This window comes from Pseudomonas gozinkensis (genome assembly GCF_014863585.1).
In the GTDB taxonomy this organism is placed as follows: Bacteria; Pseudomonadota; Gammaproteobacteria; order Pseudomonadales; family Pseudomonadaceae; genus Aquipseudomonas; species Aquipseudomonas gozinkensis.
This window is the reverse complement of the sequence record NZ_CP062253.1, coordinates 2,983,394-3,001,599: the sequence shown is the minus strand read 5'-3', so window position 1 is coordinate 3,001,599 and position 18,206 is coordinate 2,983,394. Positions and strand designations below refer to the sequence as shown.

At 60.0% G+C, this 18,206-nt stretch carries 22 protein-coding genes and 1 riboswitch; of the genes, 15 read left to right on the top strand and 7 right to left on the bottom strand.

Going from position 1 to position 18,206, the window contains the following annotated elements:
* Positions 1–10: 10 nt before the first annotated feature.
* Complete coding sequence (locus IHQ43_RS13345) at positions 11–268, bottom strand: DUF2790 domain-containing protein (protein ID WP_115077640.1); 258 nt, start codon at positions 266–268, stop codon at positions 11–13.
* Positions 269–508: 240 nt separating this feature from the next.
* Between IHQ43_RS13345 and IHQ43_RS13340 the strand changes: the two genes are divergently transcribed.
* Positions 509–1,267 carry a sulfite exporter TauE/SafE family protein gene (locus tag IHQ43_RS13340; RefSeq protein WP_192564738.1) on the top strand — a complete coding sequence of 253 codons (759 nt, stop codon included), beginning with the start codon at positions 509–511 and terminating at the stop codon, positions 1,265–1,267.
* A 23-nt stretch (positions 1,268–1,290) separates the two neighbouring features.
* On the opposite strand, the gene IHQ43_RS13335 is transcribed toward IHQ43_RS13340, so the two are convergent.
* Positions 1,291–2,190 carry a pirin family protein gene (locus IHQ43_RS13335; protein WP_192564737.1) on the bottom strand — a complete coding sequence of 300 codons (900 nt, stop codon included), beginning with the start codon at positions 2,188–2,190 and terminating at the stop codon, positions 1,291–1,293.
* 85 nt (positions 2,191–2,275) lie between these two features.
* Positions 2,276–2,716, bottom strand: coding sequence for a DoxX family protein (locus tag IHQ43_RS13330; RefSeq protein WP_192564736.1), 441 nt, complete (start codon positions 2,714–2,716; stop codon positions 2,276–2,278).
* A 173-nt stretch (positions 2,717–2,889) separates the two neighbouring features.
* Here IHQ43_RS13330 and IHQ43_RS13325 point away from each other — a divergent pair, with 173 nt between their 5' ends.
* The 6 genes from IHQ43_RS13325 to IHQ43_RS13300 all read left to right on the top strand — a co-directional run bounded on the left by IHQ43_RS13325 (position 2,890) and on the right by IHQ43_RS13300 (position 8,817).
* Positions 2,890–3,807 carry a LysR family transcriptional regulator gene (locus IHQ43_RS13325; RefSeq protein WP_192564735.1) on the top strand — a complete coding sequence of 306 codons (918 nt, stop codon included), beginning with the start codon at positions 2,890–2,892 and terminating at the stop codon, positions 3,805–3,807.
* 73 nt (positions 3,808–3,880) lie between these two features.
* Positions 3,881–4,789, top strand: coding sequence for an alpha/beta fold hydrolase (locus IHQ43_RS13320; RefSeq protein WP_192564734.1), 909 nt, complete (start codon positions 3,881–3,883; stop codon positions 4,787–4,789).
* 65 nt (positions 4,790–4,854) lie between these two features.
* Positions 4,855–5,060, top strand: a riboswitch (cobalamin riboswitch).
* 93 nt (positions 5,061–5,153) lie between these two features.
* On the top strand, positions 5,154–7,091 hold the full coding sequence (locus IHQ43_RS13315) for a TonB-dependent receptor plug domain-containing protein (protein ID WP_192564733.1): 1,938 nt from the start codon (positions 5,154–5,156) through the stop codon (positions 7,089–7,091).
* Positions 7,091–7,450, top strand: a complete 360-nt coding sequence (locus IHQ43_RS13310) for a (2Fe-2S) ferredoxin domain-containing protein (RefSeq protein ID WP_192564732.1) — start codon at positions 7,091–7,093, stop codon at positions 7,448–7,450. Before IHQ43_RS13315 ends, IHQ43_RS13310 begins: the two co-directional genes overlap by 1 nt.
* The gene (locus IHQ43_RS13305; RefSeq protein WP_192564731.1) at positions 7,447–8,373 is read left to right on the top strand and encodes an ABC transporter substrate-binding protein; all 927 of its coding nucleotides are present in this window, start codon (positions 7,447–7,449) and stop codon (positions 8,371–8,373) included. Before IHQ43_RS13310 ends, IHQ43_RS13305 begins: the two co-directional genes overlap by 4 nt.
* A gap of 99 nt (positions 8,374–8,472) precedes the next feature.
* Entirely contained in the window at positions 8,473–8,817 is a 345-nt protein-coding gene (locus IHQ43_RS13300) for a hypothetical protein (RefSeq protein ID WP_192564730.1), read from the top strand.
* Positions 8,818–8,882: 65 nt separating this feature from the next.
* Here the strand turns inward: IHQ43_RS13300 and IHQ43_RS13295 are convergent, their stop codons facing one another.
* On the bottom strand, positions 8,883–9,611 hold the full coding sequence (locus IHQ43_RS13295; RefSeq protein WP_192564729.1) for a DUF695 domain-containing protein: 729 nt from the start codon (positions 9,609–9,611) through the stop codon (positions 8,883–8,885).
* A gap of 203 nt (positions 9,612–9,814) precedes the next feature.
* On the opposite strand from IHQ43_RS13295, the gene IHQ43_RS13290 reads away from it, so the two are divergent.
* From IHQ43_RS13290 to IHQ43_RS13265, 6 genes are all read left to right on the top strand, one after another.
* Positions 9,815–10,297, top strand: a complete 483-nt coding sequence (locus IHQ43_RS13290; RefSeq protein WP_192564728.1) for an HIT family protein — start codon at positions 9,815–9,817, stop codon at positions 10,295–10,297.
* A gap of 31 nt (positions 10,298–10,328) precedes the next feature.
* The gene (locus IHQ43_RS13285; protein ID WP_192564727.1) at positions 10,329–10,760 is read left to right on the top strand and encodes a bleomycin resistance protein; all 432 of its coding nucleotides are present in this window, start codon (positions 10,329–10,331) and stop codon (positions 10,758–10,760) included.
* A gap of 18 nt (positions 10,761–10,778) precedes the next feature.
* Entirely contained in the window at positions 10,779–11,816 is a 1,038-nt protein-coding gene (locus tag IHQ43_RS13280; protein WP_192564726.1) for an alpha/beta hydrolase family protein, read from the top strand.
* Between the two features lie 66 nt (positions 11,817–11,882).
* Positions 11,883–12,206, top strand: coding sequence for a gamma-glutamylcyclotransferase family protein (locus IHQ43_RS13275; RefSeq protein WP_192564725.1), 324 nt, complete (start codon positions 11,883–11,885; stop codon positions 12,204–12,206).
* 21 nt (positions 12,207–12,227) lie between these two features.
* The gene (locus IHQ43_RS13270; RefSeq protein WP_192564724.1) at positions 12,228–12,920 is read left to right on the top strand and encodes a phytanoyl-CoA dioxygenase family protein; all 693 of its coding nucleotides are present in this window, start codon (positions 12,228–12,230) and stop codon (positions 12,918–12,920) included.
* Positions 12,921–12,977: 57 nt separating this feature from the next.
* The gene (locus IHQ43_RS13265; protein ID WP_192564723.1) at positions 12,978–13,895 is read left to right on the top strand and encodes a bifunctional helix-turn-helix transcriptional regulator/GNAT family N-acetyltransferase; all 918 of its coding nucleotides are present in this window, start codon (positions 12,978–12,980) and stop codon (positions 13,893–13,895) included.
* 3 nt (positions 13,896–13,898) lie between these two features.
* On the opposite strand, the gene IHQ43_RS13260 is transcribed toward IHQ43_RS13265, so the two are convergent.
* The 3 genes from IHQ43_RS13260 to IHQ43_RS13250 form a co-directional block, all read right to left on the bottom strand.
* Positions 13,899–15,101 carry an FAD-dependent monooxygenase gene (locus tag IHQ43_RS13260; RefSeq protein WP_192564722.1) on the bottom strand — a complete coding sequence of 401 codons (1,203 nt, stop codon included), beginning with the start codon at positions 15,099–15,101 and terminating at the stop codon, positions 13,899–13,901.
* Positions 15,098–15,619: a MarR family winged helix-turn-helix transcriptional regulator gene (locus tag IHQ43_RS13255; protein ID WP_192564721.1), complete on the bottom strand. Its 522-nt coding sequence runs from the start codon at positions 15,617–15,619 to the stop codon at positions 15,098–15,100. The genes IHQ43_RS13260 and IHQ43_RS13255 overlap by 4 nt, the downstream gene beginning before the upstream one ends.
* A 194-nt stretch (positions 15,620–15,813) precedes the next feature.
* On the bottom strand, positions 15,814–16,536 hold the full coding sequence (locus IHQ43_RS13250; RefSeq protein ID WP_192564720.1) for a leucine-rich repeat domain-containing protein: 723 nt from the start codon (positions 16,534–16,536) through the stop codon (positions 15,814–15,816).
* Positions 16,537–16,750: 214 nt separating this feature from the next.
* Between IHQ43_RS13250 and IHQ43_RS13245 the strand changes: the two genes are divergently transcribed.
* The gene (locus IHQ43_RS13245; RefSeq protein ID WP_192564719.1) at positions 16,751–17,740 is read left to right on the top strand and encodes an aldo/keto reductase; all 990 of its coding nucleotides are present in this window, start codon (positions 16,751–16,753) and stop codon (positions 17,738–17,740) included.
* Positions 17,737–18,204, top strand: a complete 468-nt coding sequence (locus IHQ43_RS13240) for a (R)-mandelonitrile lyase (protein WP_192564718.1) — start codon at positions 17,737–17,739, stop codon at positions 18,202–18,204. Before IHQ43_RS13245 ends, IHQ43_RS13240 begins: the two co-directional genes overlap by 4 nt.
* Positions 18,205–18,206 lie beyond the last annotated feature (2 nt).

Below are 18,206 nucleotides of genomic sequence, written 5' to 3'. Positions count from 1 at the left end.
TGCACCGGACTCAACTGGAACAGCCAGTGCCCATCACTTGATATTGCAGAACGTGGCGCTCGCCATGGGAATCTTCGTAGGTCATCTGCACCGGCACCGGGGCGCATTCGTTGGCCGGTTCGGTGATGGAAATGACGTGCTCGATGTCCAGATTGGTCGAAGAACTGTAGGTCTCGACCGGGATATTCGCCGCGTCCGCGTTATCGGCGTAAGCGTGCGCACCGAAACTGCCAAGCATTAAAACCAGCGCGATTTTCTTGAGGCTCATGATGTTCACCGTCTCGTTGAGGACCGTGTTTGTTCACGGGTTGGAGACGATGCTAAGGGGTGGGGTGATGCTGAAAAATCGGCAGGCTGGACAAACACTGTTGCCGGATTTCGTATGAATGCGTGCGGTGTATTTTTTAATACTGAACCATGAAAAAATCCTGAATCTGTAACTGTTCATCCGGCAAACCACGAGCGAAATTAGGCCACTCCCCAGCCTGAAGTGAAGTGAGCACGCACCGTGGAACTGACCGTCAGCACTCTCCTCGTCACCTTCGCCGGTGTGTTCCTGATCTGCTTCATGAAGGGCGCATTCGGTGGCGGCTTTGCAATTGTCGGGATTCCGCTGCTGTCGCTGGTGATGGATCCGATCACCGCTGGCGGACTGCTCGCGCCGTTGTTCGTCGCCATGGATCTGTTCAGCCTGCGCTACTGGAAGCCTTCCACCTGGTCAAAACCGGATCTGAAGTTGTTGGTGCCAGGATTGATTGTCGGCATCGGCGCCGGTTATTTGCTTTTCCGGGTACTGGATCACCGCGCCATCGCCATTGTCATGGCAGCGGTCACGTTGTTGTTTGTCGGTTTGTGGTTCAAGGCGGGTGCCGAGGTCCACGTGAAGCCGCGTTCGTCGCCCAAAGCGGTGGCCGCCGGTATCACTTCGGGCATCACGACGATGGTTGCACACTCCGGTGGACCGCCGCTGGCGATCTATCTGCTGCCACTGGGGTTGAGCAAACAGATGTATGCCGGCACGACCAGCCTGTTTTTCACGGTGGGCAATCTGCTTAAAGCCGTACCGTGGCTGCTGCTGGCCAAACCCACGGGCAACGTGCTGACGTTGATGCTCGTCAGCCTGCTCGCCGTACCCTGCGGCGTCTGGCTGGGCTGGCGGCTGCACGCCCGGCTGGATCAACGCCAGATGTACCGCGCGTGCTATGGCTTGCTGGTGGTCACGGCGCTGAAACTGTTGTGGGACGGTGTGGAGGGGTACATGGCCTGAACGGAGCTCAGGCCAGATCCGGATTATTTGAACACCGGCACGGCAACCGACTCATCTGACTGCTGAAGATACTCACGCAACCGCCCACCGATTTCCGCAATCTTCGCCTCTCCTTCTCGCAAGGCCTCGGGGTTGGTGTGTACGGAGTAATTTCCCAGCGCCAGTTCAAAGGGGTGAGGCTGCGCCGAGCCGATCACGAACACAGTGTCTTCGCGCAGGGCCTTCAGCGTCACGGCGCCGTTGCCGGGTTCGAAGACCGCCATTTCACCGGCGCTGACCAGATCGGGTGCCGCCAGCAATCCACGGCTGACGCTCAACCATAACGATTCGTGACCTTCAGGTGGCGTGTAAGTCCAGGTCTCTCCGAGGCCCAATGTGACCAACAGATAATTCATTCCCGCCGGCGCCCGAACCGGGCTCTGGACACCCTGGTGCAGGCCGAGAATCACCCGTGCCGGCCCCACTTCGGGCATCGCGCCGGACGCCAGGTACTGGCTGTCGACACTGGCGTTTTCCAGCGCTGGCGGCAGCGCCACCCACAGTTGGAACCCCTGGATCCGCTCGGAAGTGCCGACCGACATTTCCTTGCCGTGCCAGACCCCGCCACCCGCGCGCATCCACTCGACGCCGCCGTAGTCGATCATGCCCTTGCCCGAATCGGCATCCTCGAAACGCAAGTTGCCTTCGGTAATCAGCGTGACCGTGGCGATCCCCGAGTGCGGGTGCATGGGCATGCGGTTGATGAACGAGGCTTCACCTTCAAACAGATCGAGGAACACAAACGGCTTGATCAACTGGCCCAGATCCGAAGGGCTCATCAACCGGACAATCGAGCCATGCCCGTTGCCGCTGGTACGGTAGCGGATGGCACGAAGGGTATCGGGTTCGCGGGTGTAGCCAGAAAGTTGTTGCTGGACGGTCATGATGATTACTCGATTCTGTTGCGGGGGCGCTCAACAAACAGGCTGAAGCGCGGTGAAGGAAGCGACCCTTCACCGCGCACGAGGATCAACCGCGGCGAGCGTCGAGGCTGAAGCGGCCGGCGCCGAAGGCCACGACCTGCAACAGGCCACCCGCCATCGCGATGTTTTTGAAGAAGTGGATGAACTGGTTCTGATCGGCCAGTGCACTGTGGAAGGCCAGCGCAGTGAACACGCTGAACAACGCCAGGACGGCGGCGACGGTGCGGGTGCGGTATCCGGCGATCAGTGCTAGGCCACCGCCGACTTCGACGATGATCGCCACGGCCAGCGCCACTTGTGGAAGCGGCAGACCCACCGAGCCGATGTAGCCGATCATCATGGCCGGCGCAGCCAATTTGGAAAAACCGGAAAGGATGAAAATCACACTGAGCAATACACGACCGATCAGCGCGGCCGAAGCCTGTTTCACGTCGGAATGATTCTGGTGAGCAGAGGTGGATGCAGCGAGATTTGCGGAAGACGTCATCAGGGCATTTCCTTCAATGAGGGTGCGATTCGACCTGAATCGCCCGGGTGAAGAAATGTTGCGCCTCGGCTACTCATCTGAATAGCCGACTAATTTAGATCATTAGTGTCGATAAAATAGATAAGCTGCTCACCTCAGACGAAGGACTTCAATCGTAATTCGAGGAACCCGGCATGATCTCCGACCCAGGCACACCGACACTCGATCAACTGCGCGTCTTCCTCACCGTCGTGGAAGTCGGCAGTTTTGCAGGGGCTGCGCGCAAACTTCACCGGGCCACCTCGGTGATCAGCTATTCGATCGCCAACCTTGAAATGCAGCTGGGCGTGACGCTTTTTGATCGCCAGACCACCCGTAAACCGCAACTCACCGAAGCCGGGCGCACCGTGCTGGCCGAAGCCCGGACCATCGCCAACGGCGTGCATGGCCTGCGCGCCAAGGTCAAAGGCCTGCTTCAGGGGCTGGAAGCCGAGGTTCACGTGGTACTCGACGTGATGCTTCCCGCCGAACGGATCGTGGACGCGCTCAAAGCCTTTCAGGAGGAATTCCCCACGGTTGCCCTGCATTTGCACATGGAGGCCCTTGGCGCCGTGACCGAGCGAGTGATCAACCGCAACGCAGTCATCGGTGTGAGCGGCCCCATGAATGAAAGCATCGACGGCATTGAAAGAGTCGGCGCCGGCAACGTCGAGTTGATTCCCGTCGCCGCGCCAAATCATCCGCTGGCCCTGGCCGAACAGAACGCGCCGGGAGCCGGACGCGAGTTCACGCAACTGGTGCTGTCCGACCGCTCGGAACTGACTAAGGGCAAGGAGTTTGCGGTGCTCAGCAACCGCACCTGGCGGCTGGCGGATCTGGGCGCCAAGCACATGTTGCTGCGCGAAGGCATTGGCTGGGGCAACATGCCGACGCCGATGATCCAGGAAGATCTGGACAGCGGCCGGCTCGTGCCACTGAACCTGCCGGAATACACCAGCGGCAAATACCCCTTCAGCATCATCTACCGCTCGGACCTGCCACCGGGCCCCGCCGCACGCTGGTTGATCGAGCGTTTTGTTCAACAAGGTGCGGCGCTGCAGGCAACCCGTTGAGCAGCGGCTGAAATGCACGTCGGGACAGGACAAATCCGTCTACGCTCCAGCCACCCCCTCTGGAGTGAACGCCATGATCCGCGCCCTGCTCACCGCTTCCCTGCTGCTGGCCCTGAGTGTTCCGGCCCATGCCGACGTGACGCCCTTCCCTGCCTCGTTCCGCACTCAGGACATCGCCGTGGATGGCGCAAAAATCCACACGCGCATCGGCGGCAAAGGCCCGGCGGTGGTGCTGTTGCATGGTTTTGGCGACACCGGTGACATGTGGGCGCCGCTGGCGGCGGATCTGGCGAAGGATCACACCGTGGTGGTGCCGGATTTGCGGGGCATGGGCCTGTCGTCGATCCCGGCCGATGGTTACGACAAGAAGACCCAGGCCGGTGATATTCGCGCGGTGCTGGCTTCGCTGGGCATCGAGCATTCGGTGGTGATCGGCCACGACATCGGCACCATGGTCGCCTTCGCCTACGCCTCGCGGTATCCGCAGCAGACCGATCGCCTGGTGGTGATGGACGCGCCCGTTCCGGGGATTCCGCCGTGGAATGATATCGTGCGCTCGCCGATGCTCTGGCATTTCGATTTCGGTGGACCGGATGCAGAACGGCTGGTGGCCGGGCGTGAGCGCATCTACCTCGACCGCTTCTGGAACGAGTTCGCCGGCGACCCGAAAAAGGTCGACGAAGCCACCCGCCAGCACTACGCCAGACTCTACGCCCGGCCCGGCGCCATGCACGCGGCGTTCGCCCAGTTCCGCGCAATCCGCCAGGACGCGGTGGACAACGAGGCGTCGATGAAGACCAAACTGAAGATGCCGGTGCTGGCGATCGGCGGCGAGAAGTCCTTCGGCAACAACGAAGCCATCGTGATGCGCAATGCCGCCGACAACGTCACCGAACTGGTGGTTGCCGGCGCGGGGCATTGGCTGATGGAGGAAGCGCCCGTCGAAACCACTCAAGCGATTCGCAGGTTTATCGCGCAGTAACCTGAAAAGAGCCCTCGTCATCCTCGACACGTGCGGGTAGTTGACGCACGCCCACCCGAATGTTCAGATGCCGCCCTGTTTCAGGTGTCCCATGCCGCCGTGCATGGGGTGAAACGGGAAACCGGTACGTTCTTTTCGAACAAGTCCGGTGCTGCCCCCGCAACGGTAGGCGCGTGATGCTTTCGACACACCACTGTGGCCAGACGGCCATGGGAAGGTGAAAGCGTCCATACGCGCGAGCCCGGAGACCGGCCTGAGATGTCTGTTTGGCAAAATCCTGCGGTGGGCGGGCATGGGCCGGTGTCGGCGTGTGCGCGATGCCTTCTCCTGCATGCTCTTCTGCGAAGATCCTTTCGAGAAGACAATGATCAAACCTTTCAACTCTCCGGCTCCATCCCTGTTGTTCGGCTGCCTGTTCAGCCCCCTGTTGCTGGCGGATGACACGCCGCTCGAACTCCATCAGCAAATCGTTTCCGCGCCGTCCGTGGAGTCCACCACCGTGGCCGACATGGCGCAATTCGGCAGCAAGGTCGAGATCGTCACCCGCGAGCAGATCGAGCGCGCCGGCCCCAGCGCCGATGTCAGCCGCGTAATGCAGATGTTCATTCCCGGCCTGTACGTCGCGCCGAAAAACGGCCCGTTCGACTACGGCACTTATTCCCTGTTGGGCGGGCGCAACGACGACACGCTGATCCTGCTCGACGGCGTGCGCCTGAACAATCGCCTGTACGGCGGTTTGTACCTGGACACGCTGCCGGCCAACGCTATCGAGCGCATCGAAGTGCTCAAGGGTGGGCAGAGCCTGTTGTTCGGCACCCAAGCGGTGTCGGGGGTGATCAATATCGTCACCCGCAGCCCGCAGAGCCGCAAAGCGTCCGGCGAAGTGAACATGGGTCTCGACACCTTCGGCGGAACCACCGGCGATGCGCGGGTCGAGAATATTTTCAGCAACGGTTTCGGCGATCTGGGTTTGCTGGCCTACGTCAGCCATAACGTCTCGGACGGCTATCAGCCGTTTCGCAATCGCGACCTGAAAAACGTCACCGAGAAGAAACGCGCCTATGAAGTCACGACCTTCGGCGGCAAGGCGATTCAGTCGTTCGGCGATGACAAACGCCTGGAGCTGTTCTACCAATACGCTGACGCCAACCTCGATTTCGCCCGCCCGGTCGACAACCACAAGACCACCAACGACCGCATCCAGCAGATCGCCACGGCGACCTTCGAGCAGACTATCAACGAGCGCCTGAGCTACTTCGTCAAAGGTCATATCAACGACTGGGACACTCGCTACACGCGCATCAACAACACCGCCAACGGCGGCACCAGAACCATCAACCACAACGACTATTGGGGCTTCACCGACTGGGGCGTGCAGGCCGAAGGCAAGGCTGAACTGCCCGGCGGCCACGTGCTGGTGTTCGGTACGGACAACCAGTGGTTCAAGGGTCAGGACGACGTGCTGATCATCGACAACGACAAGGCCGAAGCCCACGCGCTGTACACCCAATTGCGCCCGCAGATCGACGCCCTGCCAGACTGGCACCCGAGCATCGGCATCCGTCACGAAGCCATGGGCGGTGGCGACAGCGCCACGGTCGGCATGCTCACGTCGCTGTACGACCTCAACGAAAACTGGGCCCTGCGCGGGCAGTACGGCACGGCCTACAAACTGCCGAACGCCGAGCAATTGTTCGTCAACGAACCCGGCGACGAGTTGGGCAACCGTAATCTGAAACCGGAGAAAAGCCGTAACGCCGAGCTCGGTCTGGATTACAAAGGCCTGCTGCTCGACCGTGAGTTCAGCGCCAGTGTCACCCTGTTCAAACGCAAGATCGACGACCTAATCACCCTCGACGATATCCAGTGGGTCAACGGCCAGGGCCGGGTGCAGATGCGCGGTTTCGAGGCGGACGCCAGACTCGCGCTCAACGAGCAATGGAGCCTGCAGGCCGACATGACCCGCAACCTCACCGAGTCGCGCGCCGGCGTCACGCTGAACGATGTGCCGAGCTTCTTCGCCCGTTCACGCATTGGCTATGAGTCGGTCGACCGGATGTGGGGCGCCGGCGGTGCGATCCGTTACATCCGCGATGTCATCAGCTCGAAACAGGTCGAGTACGGTCATTATACGGTGGTGGATGCCGACGCTTATCGCTACCTCGATGGTGCCCATCAGCACCGGGTAAGCCTGCTGGTGGAGAACCTGTTCGACCGCGACTACGTCACCAGCCGCTCGAACAACGTCGACAACCTCGGGCGGCCGTTCACTTCCGAAGTTCGCTACACGTACCGCTTCTGATGGCTGACATCATCACTACCGACGGCGTCGATTCGCATCCGGACTGGTCGCATGTTCCCGAGCATGCGCGCCACGTATTCCTCTGCACCGGCCCGCGCTGCACCCAGCGCGGCGCCTTGCAGTTATGGAAAACCCTGCGCCGGCATCTGCTGGCGCATGACCGCATAGAAACGCCGGGCGGCGTTCTGCTGACCCGCACTCATTGTCAGTTCCCGTGCAACCTGGGGCCGATCGTGACGGTGTACCCGGAAGCCTGTTGGTATGGCGTGCGCAGTCACGCGGATGCACAACGGCTGGTCGAAGGGCATCTGGTGGGCGGTGAAGTGGTCGAGGATCTGCTGATCAGGGCGCGCCCATGAGAAAGCTCGTTTTTTGGGGCGCCCTGCTCTGCGCATGCCCCGTTTGGGCCGACAGTTACCGCAACTGTGGCGAGACCTGGAACGCACCGGCCGCACCACCTTCGCGGATCGTCGCCCTCAATCAGCACGCCGCCGATCTGGTGCTGGCACTGGGTGCGAGCTCGGCGCTGGCGGGCGTCGCCTACCTGGATGACACTGGTGCGTCGCAGTCCGAGTATTTCGGGGCGCCAGTGATTGCGCCGCGCTATCCGTCGAGCGAAGTGCTGTACGCGCAGAGGCCGGATCTGGTGATCGGCGGGTTCGCCTCGGCCTTCGGCCATGGCGTGACGTCGCGCAGCGGGCTGGGGCGCAACGGCGTGGCGTCCTATCTGCTGGAGTCGGCGTGTAACGGGCACTCGCTCGACTACTTCGAACACATCCGCAACGACCTCTCGACCCTCGGTGCGCTGCTGCACAAACAGCCGCGAGCCCGGGAACTGAGTGATGCGCTGGACGCCGATCTGAACCGCGCGAGAGCTTTGGCCGGCTCAGGCAAACCGCTGTCGGTGTTCTATCTGGACAGCGAGGTCAACGGCCTCGACAGCGAGGGCCGACGGGGTTTCGTCACTCCGCTGCTGGCTGCTGCCGGGGCGCGAAACCTGTTTGCCGACATCAACCAGTACCGCGTGACCGTGAGCCGCGAAACCCTGCTCACCAGTGATCCGGACGTGATCCTGTTGGCCGATGCGCAATGGTCGCCGGCCAGTCGCAAGCGTCAGTTGCTTAGGCAGGATCCAGTGTTATCGACCCTGCGCGCAGTGCGCGAGAACCGGATGATCGACATTCCCTTCACCCATTTGCTGCCCACAGTGGACAGCGGCCGCGTGGCGCTGGGATTGGCGCAGCAGTTCAGAGCGCTCCGGGCGACCGAGCCCAATCATTGACTGCATCAATAACAACCATTAATTCAATGAAGTTCTCATATCGAATCCAAAGCGTAGGATCTGCTCCATACCAACCCACTGCACACGGAGTACAGAACCATGAAACGCCAAACCCTCTTCGGTATCGCCTTCTCGCTCTTCGCCCTGAATGCTTTTGCGGCGACTGAAACCGACCCACTGTTCAGCGATGCTGTTGCCTCTGCGACTCAAACTGATCCACTCTTCAGTGATGCCGTTGCTGCTGCGACCCAGACTGATCCGCTGTTCAGTGACGCTGTTGCCTCTGCGACTCAAACCGATCCGCTGTTCAGTGATGCCGTTGCCGCGACTGAAACTGATCCGCTGTTCAGCGATGCGGTTGCCGCGACCGAAACCGATCCGCTGTTCAGCGATGCGGTTGCCGAAGGTGGCTCTGACCGTCTGATCGAACGTCGTAACGTCTGAATGCTGGGTTTTACCGCAGCACTCGACAAAAGCCCGGCCTTAACCGCCGGGCTTTTTCATTCGGGTTACTCCATGCATTTCTTGGGGGTCATGCGGATGTCTTCAGTCAGATTTTCAGCGCTCTGTAGCTCAGTTCCCGACACCGCTTCTTTTTTCGCCGTCAGTTCGATCGGGTATGGACCGGTCTGCGCCAGAACTGCCTGTGTCCTGGCAATGAATGCTTCGTCGCTTTGTGTGTAGAAGATCCATTCACGTTGCCCGCCTCCCGTCACTGTGCATATCCATTTGGCCAGGCCTTTATCCTGTAAGGCCGGCAGTATCAGCTTCTCCATTTCGGCCATGCGCTTGCCGACCCGATATCCCGGCGCGTGAGTCGGGGAGGAATATTTCCAGGTGATTCGGGCTTTGAATGGCAACGCCTGTTTTTCAGTTGCCGAGATAGAGTCCACTACGGCGAAAGTCCCGGGAAGAGGCGTAGCTGGAAAATCAGATTCCTGAAACTTACTTTGGATATCGGTGCGTACTTGCATCCTTACCGCGTCGTTATCGAGAAGCTCTTCAAGCGCTTCCGCTTTTCTGATTTCCCGATCCTTTACGCACCTGTCGTACTCAGTGCTGTTGACCGGGCCTGCAATCAGGCATTGATCGGGCGCGGCCGGGAACCGAGTCGGTTCATGGCTGGAACAGCCTGCGACCAGCAGGCTGGCCAATGCCAGAAACGGAAGCTGTTTTGTAAAGTACTGCACGCCCGAAGCGGATGTCATCCGTGAGCGCCCGGATCCTTCAGTGACCATGAACCTTTTTCCTTGAACCTTGAGCGGTTTTACCTATTTCAGGACTGGGGTAGTTATCGTCACTGCGAGCACTTTCTTAAGAAGAGATAGCAACGCCGCATCAAAGTCGACTAGAAAGGGGACAGATCTATTTTTCTGTCTTCAGCTGAAAGACCTGCACTTTTGCTACGCTGGCGCACCGCTTGCCCCAGGACCAATGGCACATGGAAATTGCCCCGCACTTCATTCTTCATGAAACCGAGCACTGGATCGTCAACCACCATCTGGCCAGTGCACTTCCCGGCTATCTGATGCTGGGAACCAGGATCAAAACCAACTCACTGACCGAGCTGTCGACAGAGGCATTGGCGGAGCTCGGAGGGCTGCTCGCAAGAACCCAGCAGATCATTGAGCATTATCTGAAGCCCAAGCGTCTTTATATCGGCCGCTTCGGCCATGAGCCGGGTCTACCTTTCCACTTCCATTTTATTCCGGTCTATGACTGGGTCGAAGACTTGTTCTGGAGAGACTCCCGCTATCGCCTGCTCGAATCTTTTGCCTACGCCGAGAATCCCTTGCCATCGACCGATGGCGCAGAGCTGACGCTGTTCGTTTGGCGAGAATTTGCCGAGAACCCCACACCGCCGGCCATTCAGGGCCGCTCTGTTGAAGAGGTGATCGAAGCACTGCGCAACGCCTTCAACTGATCAACCCCTCGAATGAAAAGGAATTCACCCCATGTTTCAACGGAACAAACTGGTTCCAGAATTGATGGTCACGGATCTGCAGGCCAGCCTCGCGTTCTGGGTTTCCTGCCTGGGCTTCAACGTAGCTTATCAACGCCCGGAAGATGGCTTCGCCTACCTCGACCTGAATGGCGCTCAAGTCATGCTCGAGCAGGTTGATCCGGATGCAGGCCAGTGGCTGACGGCGGAACTGAGCAAGCCCTTCGGAAGAGGCGTCAATCTGCAGATTGACGTTGAGGTGGTTGCTCCCATCATCGAAAGACTCGGCGCCGCCCAGGTCTCACTCTATAAAACCTGCAAAGACACCTGGTATCGCGCTGACGACGTCGAAGTTGGCCAGCGTGAATTTCTCGTTCAGGATCCGGACGGTTATCTCGTAAGACTGGTACAACGTCTGGGCGAACGTCCTGTTTGCCCGATTTGATCAAGGACGATAAAAACAATGAAAAACGCTTTCGGTCTGCTGCTTCTGATCTGCCTTTCGGCCAGCGCAAGCGCTGACGAAAACCCCATCGGTTTCCGCTCCGCCACGCTGTCGGACGCGCGCAACGAGCGCCCGCTGGACATGGTCGTCTGGTATCCCGCCAAGACCACCGCCCCCGCACAATTGATTGCCGACGACGCGGTGTTCGTCGGGACTTCGGCGGTGCGCGAGGCGCCGCCAACAGCCGGCGATCATCCATTGCTGGTGCTGTCCCACGGTTTCAGGGGCAACTGGAGCAATCAGGCATGGCTGGCCAGTGCGCTGGCCCGCCAGGGTTACATTGTCGCGGCGGTCAATCACCCTGGCACCACGACTCATGACCGCAGTCTGAAAGCTGCTGCACAGTTGTGGCAGCGACCTGCCGACATAAGCCGTGTGATCGATGCGGTCATCGCTCAACCGGAGCAATTTGGCGCAGTCTCGAAGGGCCGAATTGCAGTCGCCGGCCATTCACTTGGCGGCTGGACCGCTCTGGAAATTGCCGGCACACGCTTCGACCCTGAGCACTTTGCCGAGGACTGCGCAGCCCATCAAAAACTCGCCAGTTGCTCCGTCTACAAGACGATCAACGTCGCCGACACGCCGGAGGCGAAGAGCCAGATCAGCGCGGATTTGAGCGACAAACGCGTCAGCGCCATCGTTTCACTGGACCTGGGCCTGTCACGCGGGATGACCGACGCCAGCCTCGCCGCGTTGCCGGTTCCGACACTGGTGATCGGCGCGGGCGTACCGTCCGAAGACCTTCCCGCCCAACTCGAATCGGCGAATCTCGCCACGCGCCTGCCTTCGGCCACCTCGCAGTATGTCGAGATCAGCGACGCCAGCCATTTCAGCTTCATGTCCTTGTGCAAGCCCGGCGCCGTGGCGCTGCTCGAAGAAGATTCGCCGGGCGACGGCATCATTTGCGAGGACGGCGGCGCTCGCTCGCGGGAGGTGATCCAGCAACAGGTGGTGGCGTTGATCGACGGGTTTCTGAGCCGGTCGGCGCAGAACTGATCGCAGTGTTGCCTGCACAACGCGCATAGGTCAGGATCCCTCCCTTTTTGACAGGCAGGAGCAATCGTGGAACGTCTCTTCGTTTATGGAACCCTGGGCCCTGGCCGGCCGAATGAGCATGTGATGCTGAACATCGGCGGCACATGGCAGGCCGCTTCGCTGAAGGGGCGCCTGTCGCAGGCCGGATGGGGCGCGGCAATGGGCTTTCCCGGTCTGGTGATTGCCGAGGATGGTGATGTGATCGAAGGCTACGTCTTTGCCTCCGAGAATTTCCACCTGCACTGGGCGGCGCTGGATGAGTTTGAAGGGGCTGAGTATCAGCGGGTGTTGACCAAGGTGACGCTGGATGACGGCGCCGTCGTTGAGGCTTTTGTCTACGCTCTGCGGTAACCAACAAAACCGAGGGCGTCTGTGGCTGACCGTGAGCAACTCCACCGAAACGGCTACGTGCTGCTGCGCCAGGTAATTGCGCCGGCATGGCTGGACACTCTGCGCGTTGTCTTCGATGCAGGTGTGAAGCCTTCAAGCGAATGGCCCGTGCCCCGTGGCATCGACTGGCGCCATTCGCAGCTGGACACTGACCCGACCGTCCAGGCCGTGTGCCGATTGCCACCATTGCTGGCGGTGGTCGGCGAGTTGATCGGCGAGCGCTTCTTCCTCTCTCAGGTCGAGGGCCGCGAACCGCTCATCAATGGCGGCCACCAGCAGTTGCACCGCGACTTGTCGGCGCAACGCCCCGGCGACACCGTCAACGCGCTGGTGTATCTCGACGACTACGGCCCCGAAAACGGTGCAACCCGCATCGTTCCCGGCAGTCATCGCTCTGCTCTGAGCGAGCCTCCGTTCGATTTCACCGACGAGTCCCGATCCGTGCAACTGACGGGCAGCGCGGGCGACATCCTGATCTTCGATGCCGACCTGATCCACGCCGGCAGCCTGAATTCCAGCGGCGCACGCCGTCGCACGCTGTTGATCACCTGTTTTTCCGAATCGCTCTACGCCACACACCTGGAAACGGTGAACCTCAGAAACATACAAATGGACACGGCTGAGCGGTTCGATCCGGCAGACTTTGCGTTCGGGATCATGAAATCATTCATTTGACTTGATTGCCTCAGGCAACTATATAGTTGCCTAAAGCAAACACATGAGCCTCACACCATGTCCTCGATCACCGACCGCGCCGACATCGTCCGGCAATTCAACCGTTTCTACACCCATCAGATCGGCGTGTTACAGGAGCATCTGCTGCAAAGCGATTACTCGCTGACAGAACTGCGCATCCTCTACGAACTCGCGTCCGGCGGCGATCTGACCAGCGCCGACCTGCGGCAGATGCTCAGCCTCGACGCGGGTTACATGAGCCGGATCATCAGTGGTTTCGACAAAAAGGGCCTGATCCAGAAAGTCCCCTCCGCCACCGACGCCCGCGCCAGTCAGTTGCACATCACCGACCTCGGCCGCGAGATCCTGGCGCCGCTGGAGCAAGCCTCGCGGCAAGAGGTCATCACCCTGCTCGAACGCCTGTCCGATCCGCAGCAACTGCAACTGATCGCATCGATGAAGCAGATCCAGACGCTGCTCGAGGGCGGTCAGCCGACGACCTATCTGCTGCGCGATCCGCAACCCGGTGACATGGGTCTGGTGGTGCATCAGCAGACCGCGATCTACAGCCGTGAATACGGCTGGAATTCAGAGTTCGAAGCGTTGGTGTCAGAGGTCGTCGCCAAATACCTGCGCGAATTCGACCCCACGGGCGAGCGCTGCTGGATTGCGGAAAAGGACGGCAAGGTGGTGGGTTCGGTGTTCGTGATCCGCCACGACGAAACCACCGCGAAACTGCGCATGCTCTACGTGGATGCCAGTGCGCGGGGCTTGGGGATCGGCAATCGGCTGGTCGAGGAATGCCTGCGGTTTGCCCGGGATGTCGGCTACACAAAGATGATTTTGTGGACCACCAGCAATCTGGTGGATGCCCGCCGGTTGTATCAGCGGGCGGGGTTTGAGCTGGTCGAGGAAGAGCCGATTCACAGCTTCGGCAAAGAGCTGGTGAGTCAGACCTGGGCGATCGAGTTGTGAGGTTTATGCCCGCGGTGAGTCGTCGTAGTCAGGCAGGACGATAGCGTCGGCTTTCGGCGAAAGGATTTTGCCGAACAGCTTCTTGAGCCCCGGCGCAGTAGCCATCCGCAGCACGGCATGGCCGAGTGCAATGCCCAGACGCGAATGCGGCGAGGCCAGTCTCGGGGCGAATTTCGGCACGCTTTGCGCCTGGGCCACGAATGGACGCATCAGCGCTTCGTAGGCGGCGAAGGCCTGGCGGTGATCGGCGTGGCGCCCGAGTTCTCCGGCCAGCACGTAGGCGCCGCACAGTCCAAGACTGGTGCCCATGCCGCTGATGGGCGACGCACAGTACGCCGCGTCCCCGAGCAGCGCGATGCGCCCCTTGGACCAGCGGGGCATTTTGACCTGACCCACCGCTTCCAGATAAAGATCAGTCGTATCATCCAGCGCAGCGAGTACGCGAGGCGTTTCCCAACCGGCATCGGCAAACAGTTTTTTGAGCAAGGATTTCTGTTCGTCCTGCGCGAGCTTTTCGTATCCGCTCGGCGCCTGCTGAAAAGACAAAAACGCTCGCGTGGTGCCCAGGTTGTCAGGACGTAAACAGACGCAGCGACCGCCCGGCAGGTTGTGCCAGCGCATCACCTGGCCGTCGCTCGGCTGTCGAGGCACGGTGAAATAGGCCGTGTAGAGATCGAGCGGGCGCCGCTTCACTTCATCGCCGAACACCTGATTGCGGGTCGTCGAACCGATGCCTTCAGCCACGATCACCAGATCGAACACCTGCTCCCCGCCCTGCTCGAAACGCACGAGAACCTGCTCGCCATCGTCCTTGATGGTTTCAATGCTATCGCCGAACCGGTACGTGACCCGGTCCTCGCTGTGCTGGATCAACAGCTTGGCAAGTTCACCGCGCAGGATCTCCAGTTCCGCGATTGGCCCGTCACCGTCAAACGCATCGACTCCGATGAAGGCTCGGGTCTGGTTGTCCCGATCAACAAAAGCAATGCCCTGCTCGTGAGTCGTGTTCGCCCGAATCAGCTCCTCCAGCCCCATCCGCCGCACCACTTCACGCCCGGCGCCACGCACGTCGATGGTTTGCCCGCCATCGCGAAACGCCGGCGCCCGCTCGACCACCGTGACGTCCATACCTTGACGCGACAGCCAATACGCCAACGCGGGGCCGGCGATGCTTGCACCGGTGACGAGTATTTTCTGTGGTTTCATTCTGCGTCCTGCGTTTCAGAAATGGCGGTCGTGCTGCCCGGCAACGTGGTGCGGTAGACCTCGATCACCTGCCCGAGAAAGGTCTCGATAACTGCACGATCCCGGTCGTCGAGCGCCCCCAGCACCGCGCTCAATCCATTGAGCATCGGCGCGATATGCCGATAGGCCTGCGCCACCGATTCCGGCACCGGGCACACCAGCACCCGACGTTTGTCGTTGAGCTGTCGCTCGCGAACCACGTGCCCGGCGCGCTCCAGCCGGTCGATAACCTGGGTGACGCCCGCCGTGGTCACGGACAGACGCGAGGCAAGCTCGGTCGGTGGCAACGGCCCGTCGGTGATCAGATGCTCCAGCGCCGCCACGTCGGTCTGGTTGATGCCTAGCACCACGCCCAACTGGCCGGCCGCAGCACGGGTCAGGATCGCGATCTGTTGCAACTGCTGTCCCACTGCATCGCTGGCGATCTGCAGGCTGCGTGGATCTTCGGCGGGATTGGGCGCAGATGTGGGTGATGACATACGCAGGAGGTGTCCGGGAATTGAGGATGGTTCGGTCTGGGGCTAGCGACACTAGCATATAGCTAACTTGCTTAGCTAGTTTTGTGATGCTGGTCCCAGACGCTCATCCTTTGTAAAAAAAGAAAAAAGGGGACTGATTTATTTTTCAGCCAATAAATCAACCCCCTTCTCTTCAGCCCCTTTTCCTTAATTCTTCATGCATCGTTCACCAACTGCTCGAACTGACGGGTGAGCTTTTCGAATCGAGGTGCATCACATGCCGGACAAAGGAAAGGCATTCTTCGTCCCCTGAACATGGACGTCAGACCACTGCACTTCACACAACGCAGATGTGTTTCCACATAGGCAGTCAGAGGCTCGACAAGCTGGTCATTCAATCGACTGGCGAGAAAGGCGATCTGCGATCGATCAAACTGGTTCGTCAAACTCAAGTGACGCAGATGCGTGCAGCGAGCGAGGACAGTGATGTCATCGACCTCGAACTTCGCGTTGGCCAGCGAAAATCGGGTGAGCCTGGAAATACGACTAACAGGTTCGATTGATTCAAGGCGTAGAGCTGAACCGCCACCCAGGCTACCGCACAGACGCAGCTCGGTCAGTTCACTTAGCTTCTCAAGCCCGTCGAGGCGTCGTAATTTTGGGAAGTCTCCAATTGCCAGATGCGTCAGGCCACTCAGTCTGGAAACAGGTTCCACCGTTTCAATTTTTGGTGCCCGTTCCAGTGTCAACCTTCGTGTATTGGTTAACCGCTCGATCCCCTCAAGCGAAGCAAGCTTGAGGTTGTAAAGGGACAGCTCCTTGGCTTTACATCCAGAGAGCACCGTCGGCCATGTTTTTGCCGAAATGTTCCGTAGATCGAGTTCGTCGCTTTCGGCCAGTTCTTGTTCAGAGAACGGGCGATCCAAACACAGCCCCATGGCTGACATCCTTAGAAATTGTTCCATAAGACGAAACGTGAAGCCTCCCAAGTATCAAGAATCAAAAGGGGACTGATTTATTCTCGGAGAATAGATCAGTCCCCTTTTCTCGGATTGATGAAAGCATCTCATAAACCCTTGCCGATTTACCCGTCTAGTCCCCTCTCCCGCGCTCGCTTACTGTTCCCCCAACGCCAAACCACGGGAGATCAGAATGCACAAGCGAACACTCGGCAACAGCTCACTCACCGTATCGGCCCTGGGTTTTGGCTGCATGGGCCTGAGCCACGGCTACGGTCCCGCCACTGAAACCCGGCAAGCCATTTCCCTGATCCGCTCAGCAGTTGATCAAGGCGTGACGTTCTTCGATACCGCCGAGGTCTACGGCCCCTACTTGAATGAGCAAGTGGTCGGTGAAGCACTGGCGCCAATCCGTGATCAAGTGGTCATCGCCACCAAGTTCGGCTTTACCTTCGGCGACGACAATAAACAGCAGATCCTCAACAGCCGCCCCGAGCACATCCGGATCGCCGTCGAGGGTTCGTTGCGTCGGTTGAAGACCGATTACATCGATTTGCTCTACCAGCACCGGGTCGATCCGGATGTGCCGATCGAGGAAGTGGCCGGCGTGGTGAAAGAGCTGATTGGCGAAGGCAAGGTCAAACACTTCGGTCTGTCGGAGGCCGGTGCGCAAACCATCCGACGCGCCCATGCTGTGCAACCGGTCACGGCGCTGCAAAGCGAATATTCGTTGTGGTGGCGCGAGCCCGAGCAGGAAATTCTGCCGACGCTTTGGGAGTTGGGCATCGGCTTTGTGCCGTTCAGTCCGCTGGGCAAGGGTTTCCTCACCGGCACCGTGTCTGCCGATACCACTTACGGCAGTGACGATTTTCGCAGCATCGTCCCGCGCTTCAGCCAGTCGGCGTTGCAGGCCAATCAGGGGCTGGTGGTGTTGATCCGGCAGATCGCCGCGCAGAAACAGGCGACACCTGCGCAGATCGCACTGGCCTGGCTGCTCGCGCAGGCACCGTGGATCGTGCCGATTCCCGGTACAACCAAACTGCATCGCCTGGAAGAAAACCTCGGTGGCGCTGACATCACGCTCGACGCCAGCGAGCTCAAGGCGATTGATACGGCACTGGCGCAGATCCACATCGAGGGCGAGCGCTATCCCGAAGCTCTCAAGGCGCGGGTCGGCCGATGAACCGACTGCTCGCGCCATTCGTTGCCATGTCACTCATCAGCGCAGAAGCCCAGGCCGCCAGTGAAATCCGCATAACCCCGAACGGTTCCCAACCTTCTGTCCAAGGCGCGGCCGAGAACTTCACCGGTACGGTGCGCGTGGACGGCCTGTTCAAGGGCGATCTGCCGGCGCGTGTCGGCGGCGGCACGGTGACCTTCGAACCCGGTGCACGCACCGCGTGGCACACCCATCCGCTGGGGCAAACGCTGATCGTCACGGCCGGGGTTGGCTACGTGCAGCAAGAAGGCGGGCCGCGTCAGGAAATCCGCCCGGGCGACATTGTCTGGATACCACCGAATACCCGTCACTGGCATGGCGCCACAGCGAGCAACGGCATGACGCACATTGCGATCGCTGAAGCCGAGGACGGCAAGACGGTCACCTGGGCAGAGAAAGTCTCGGAGACGCAATACGCCGGTAAATGAAG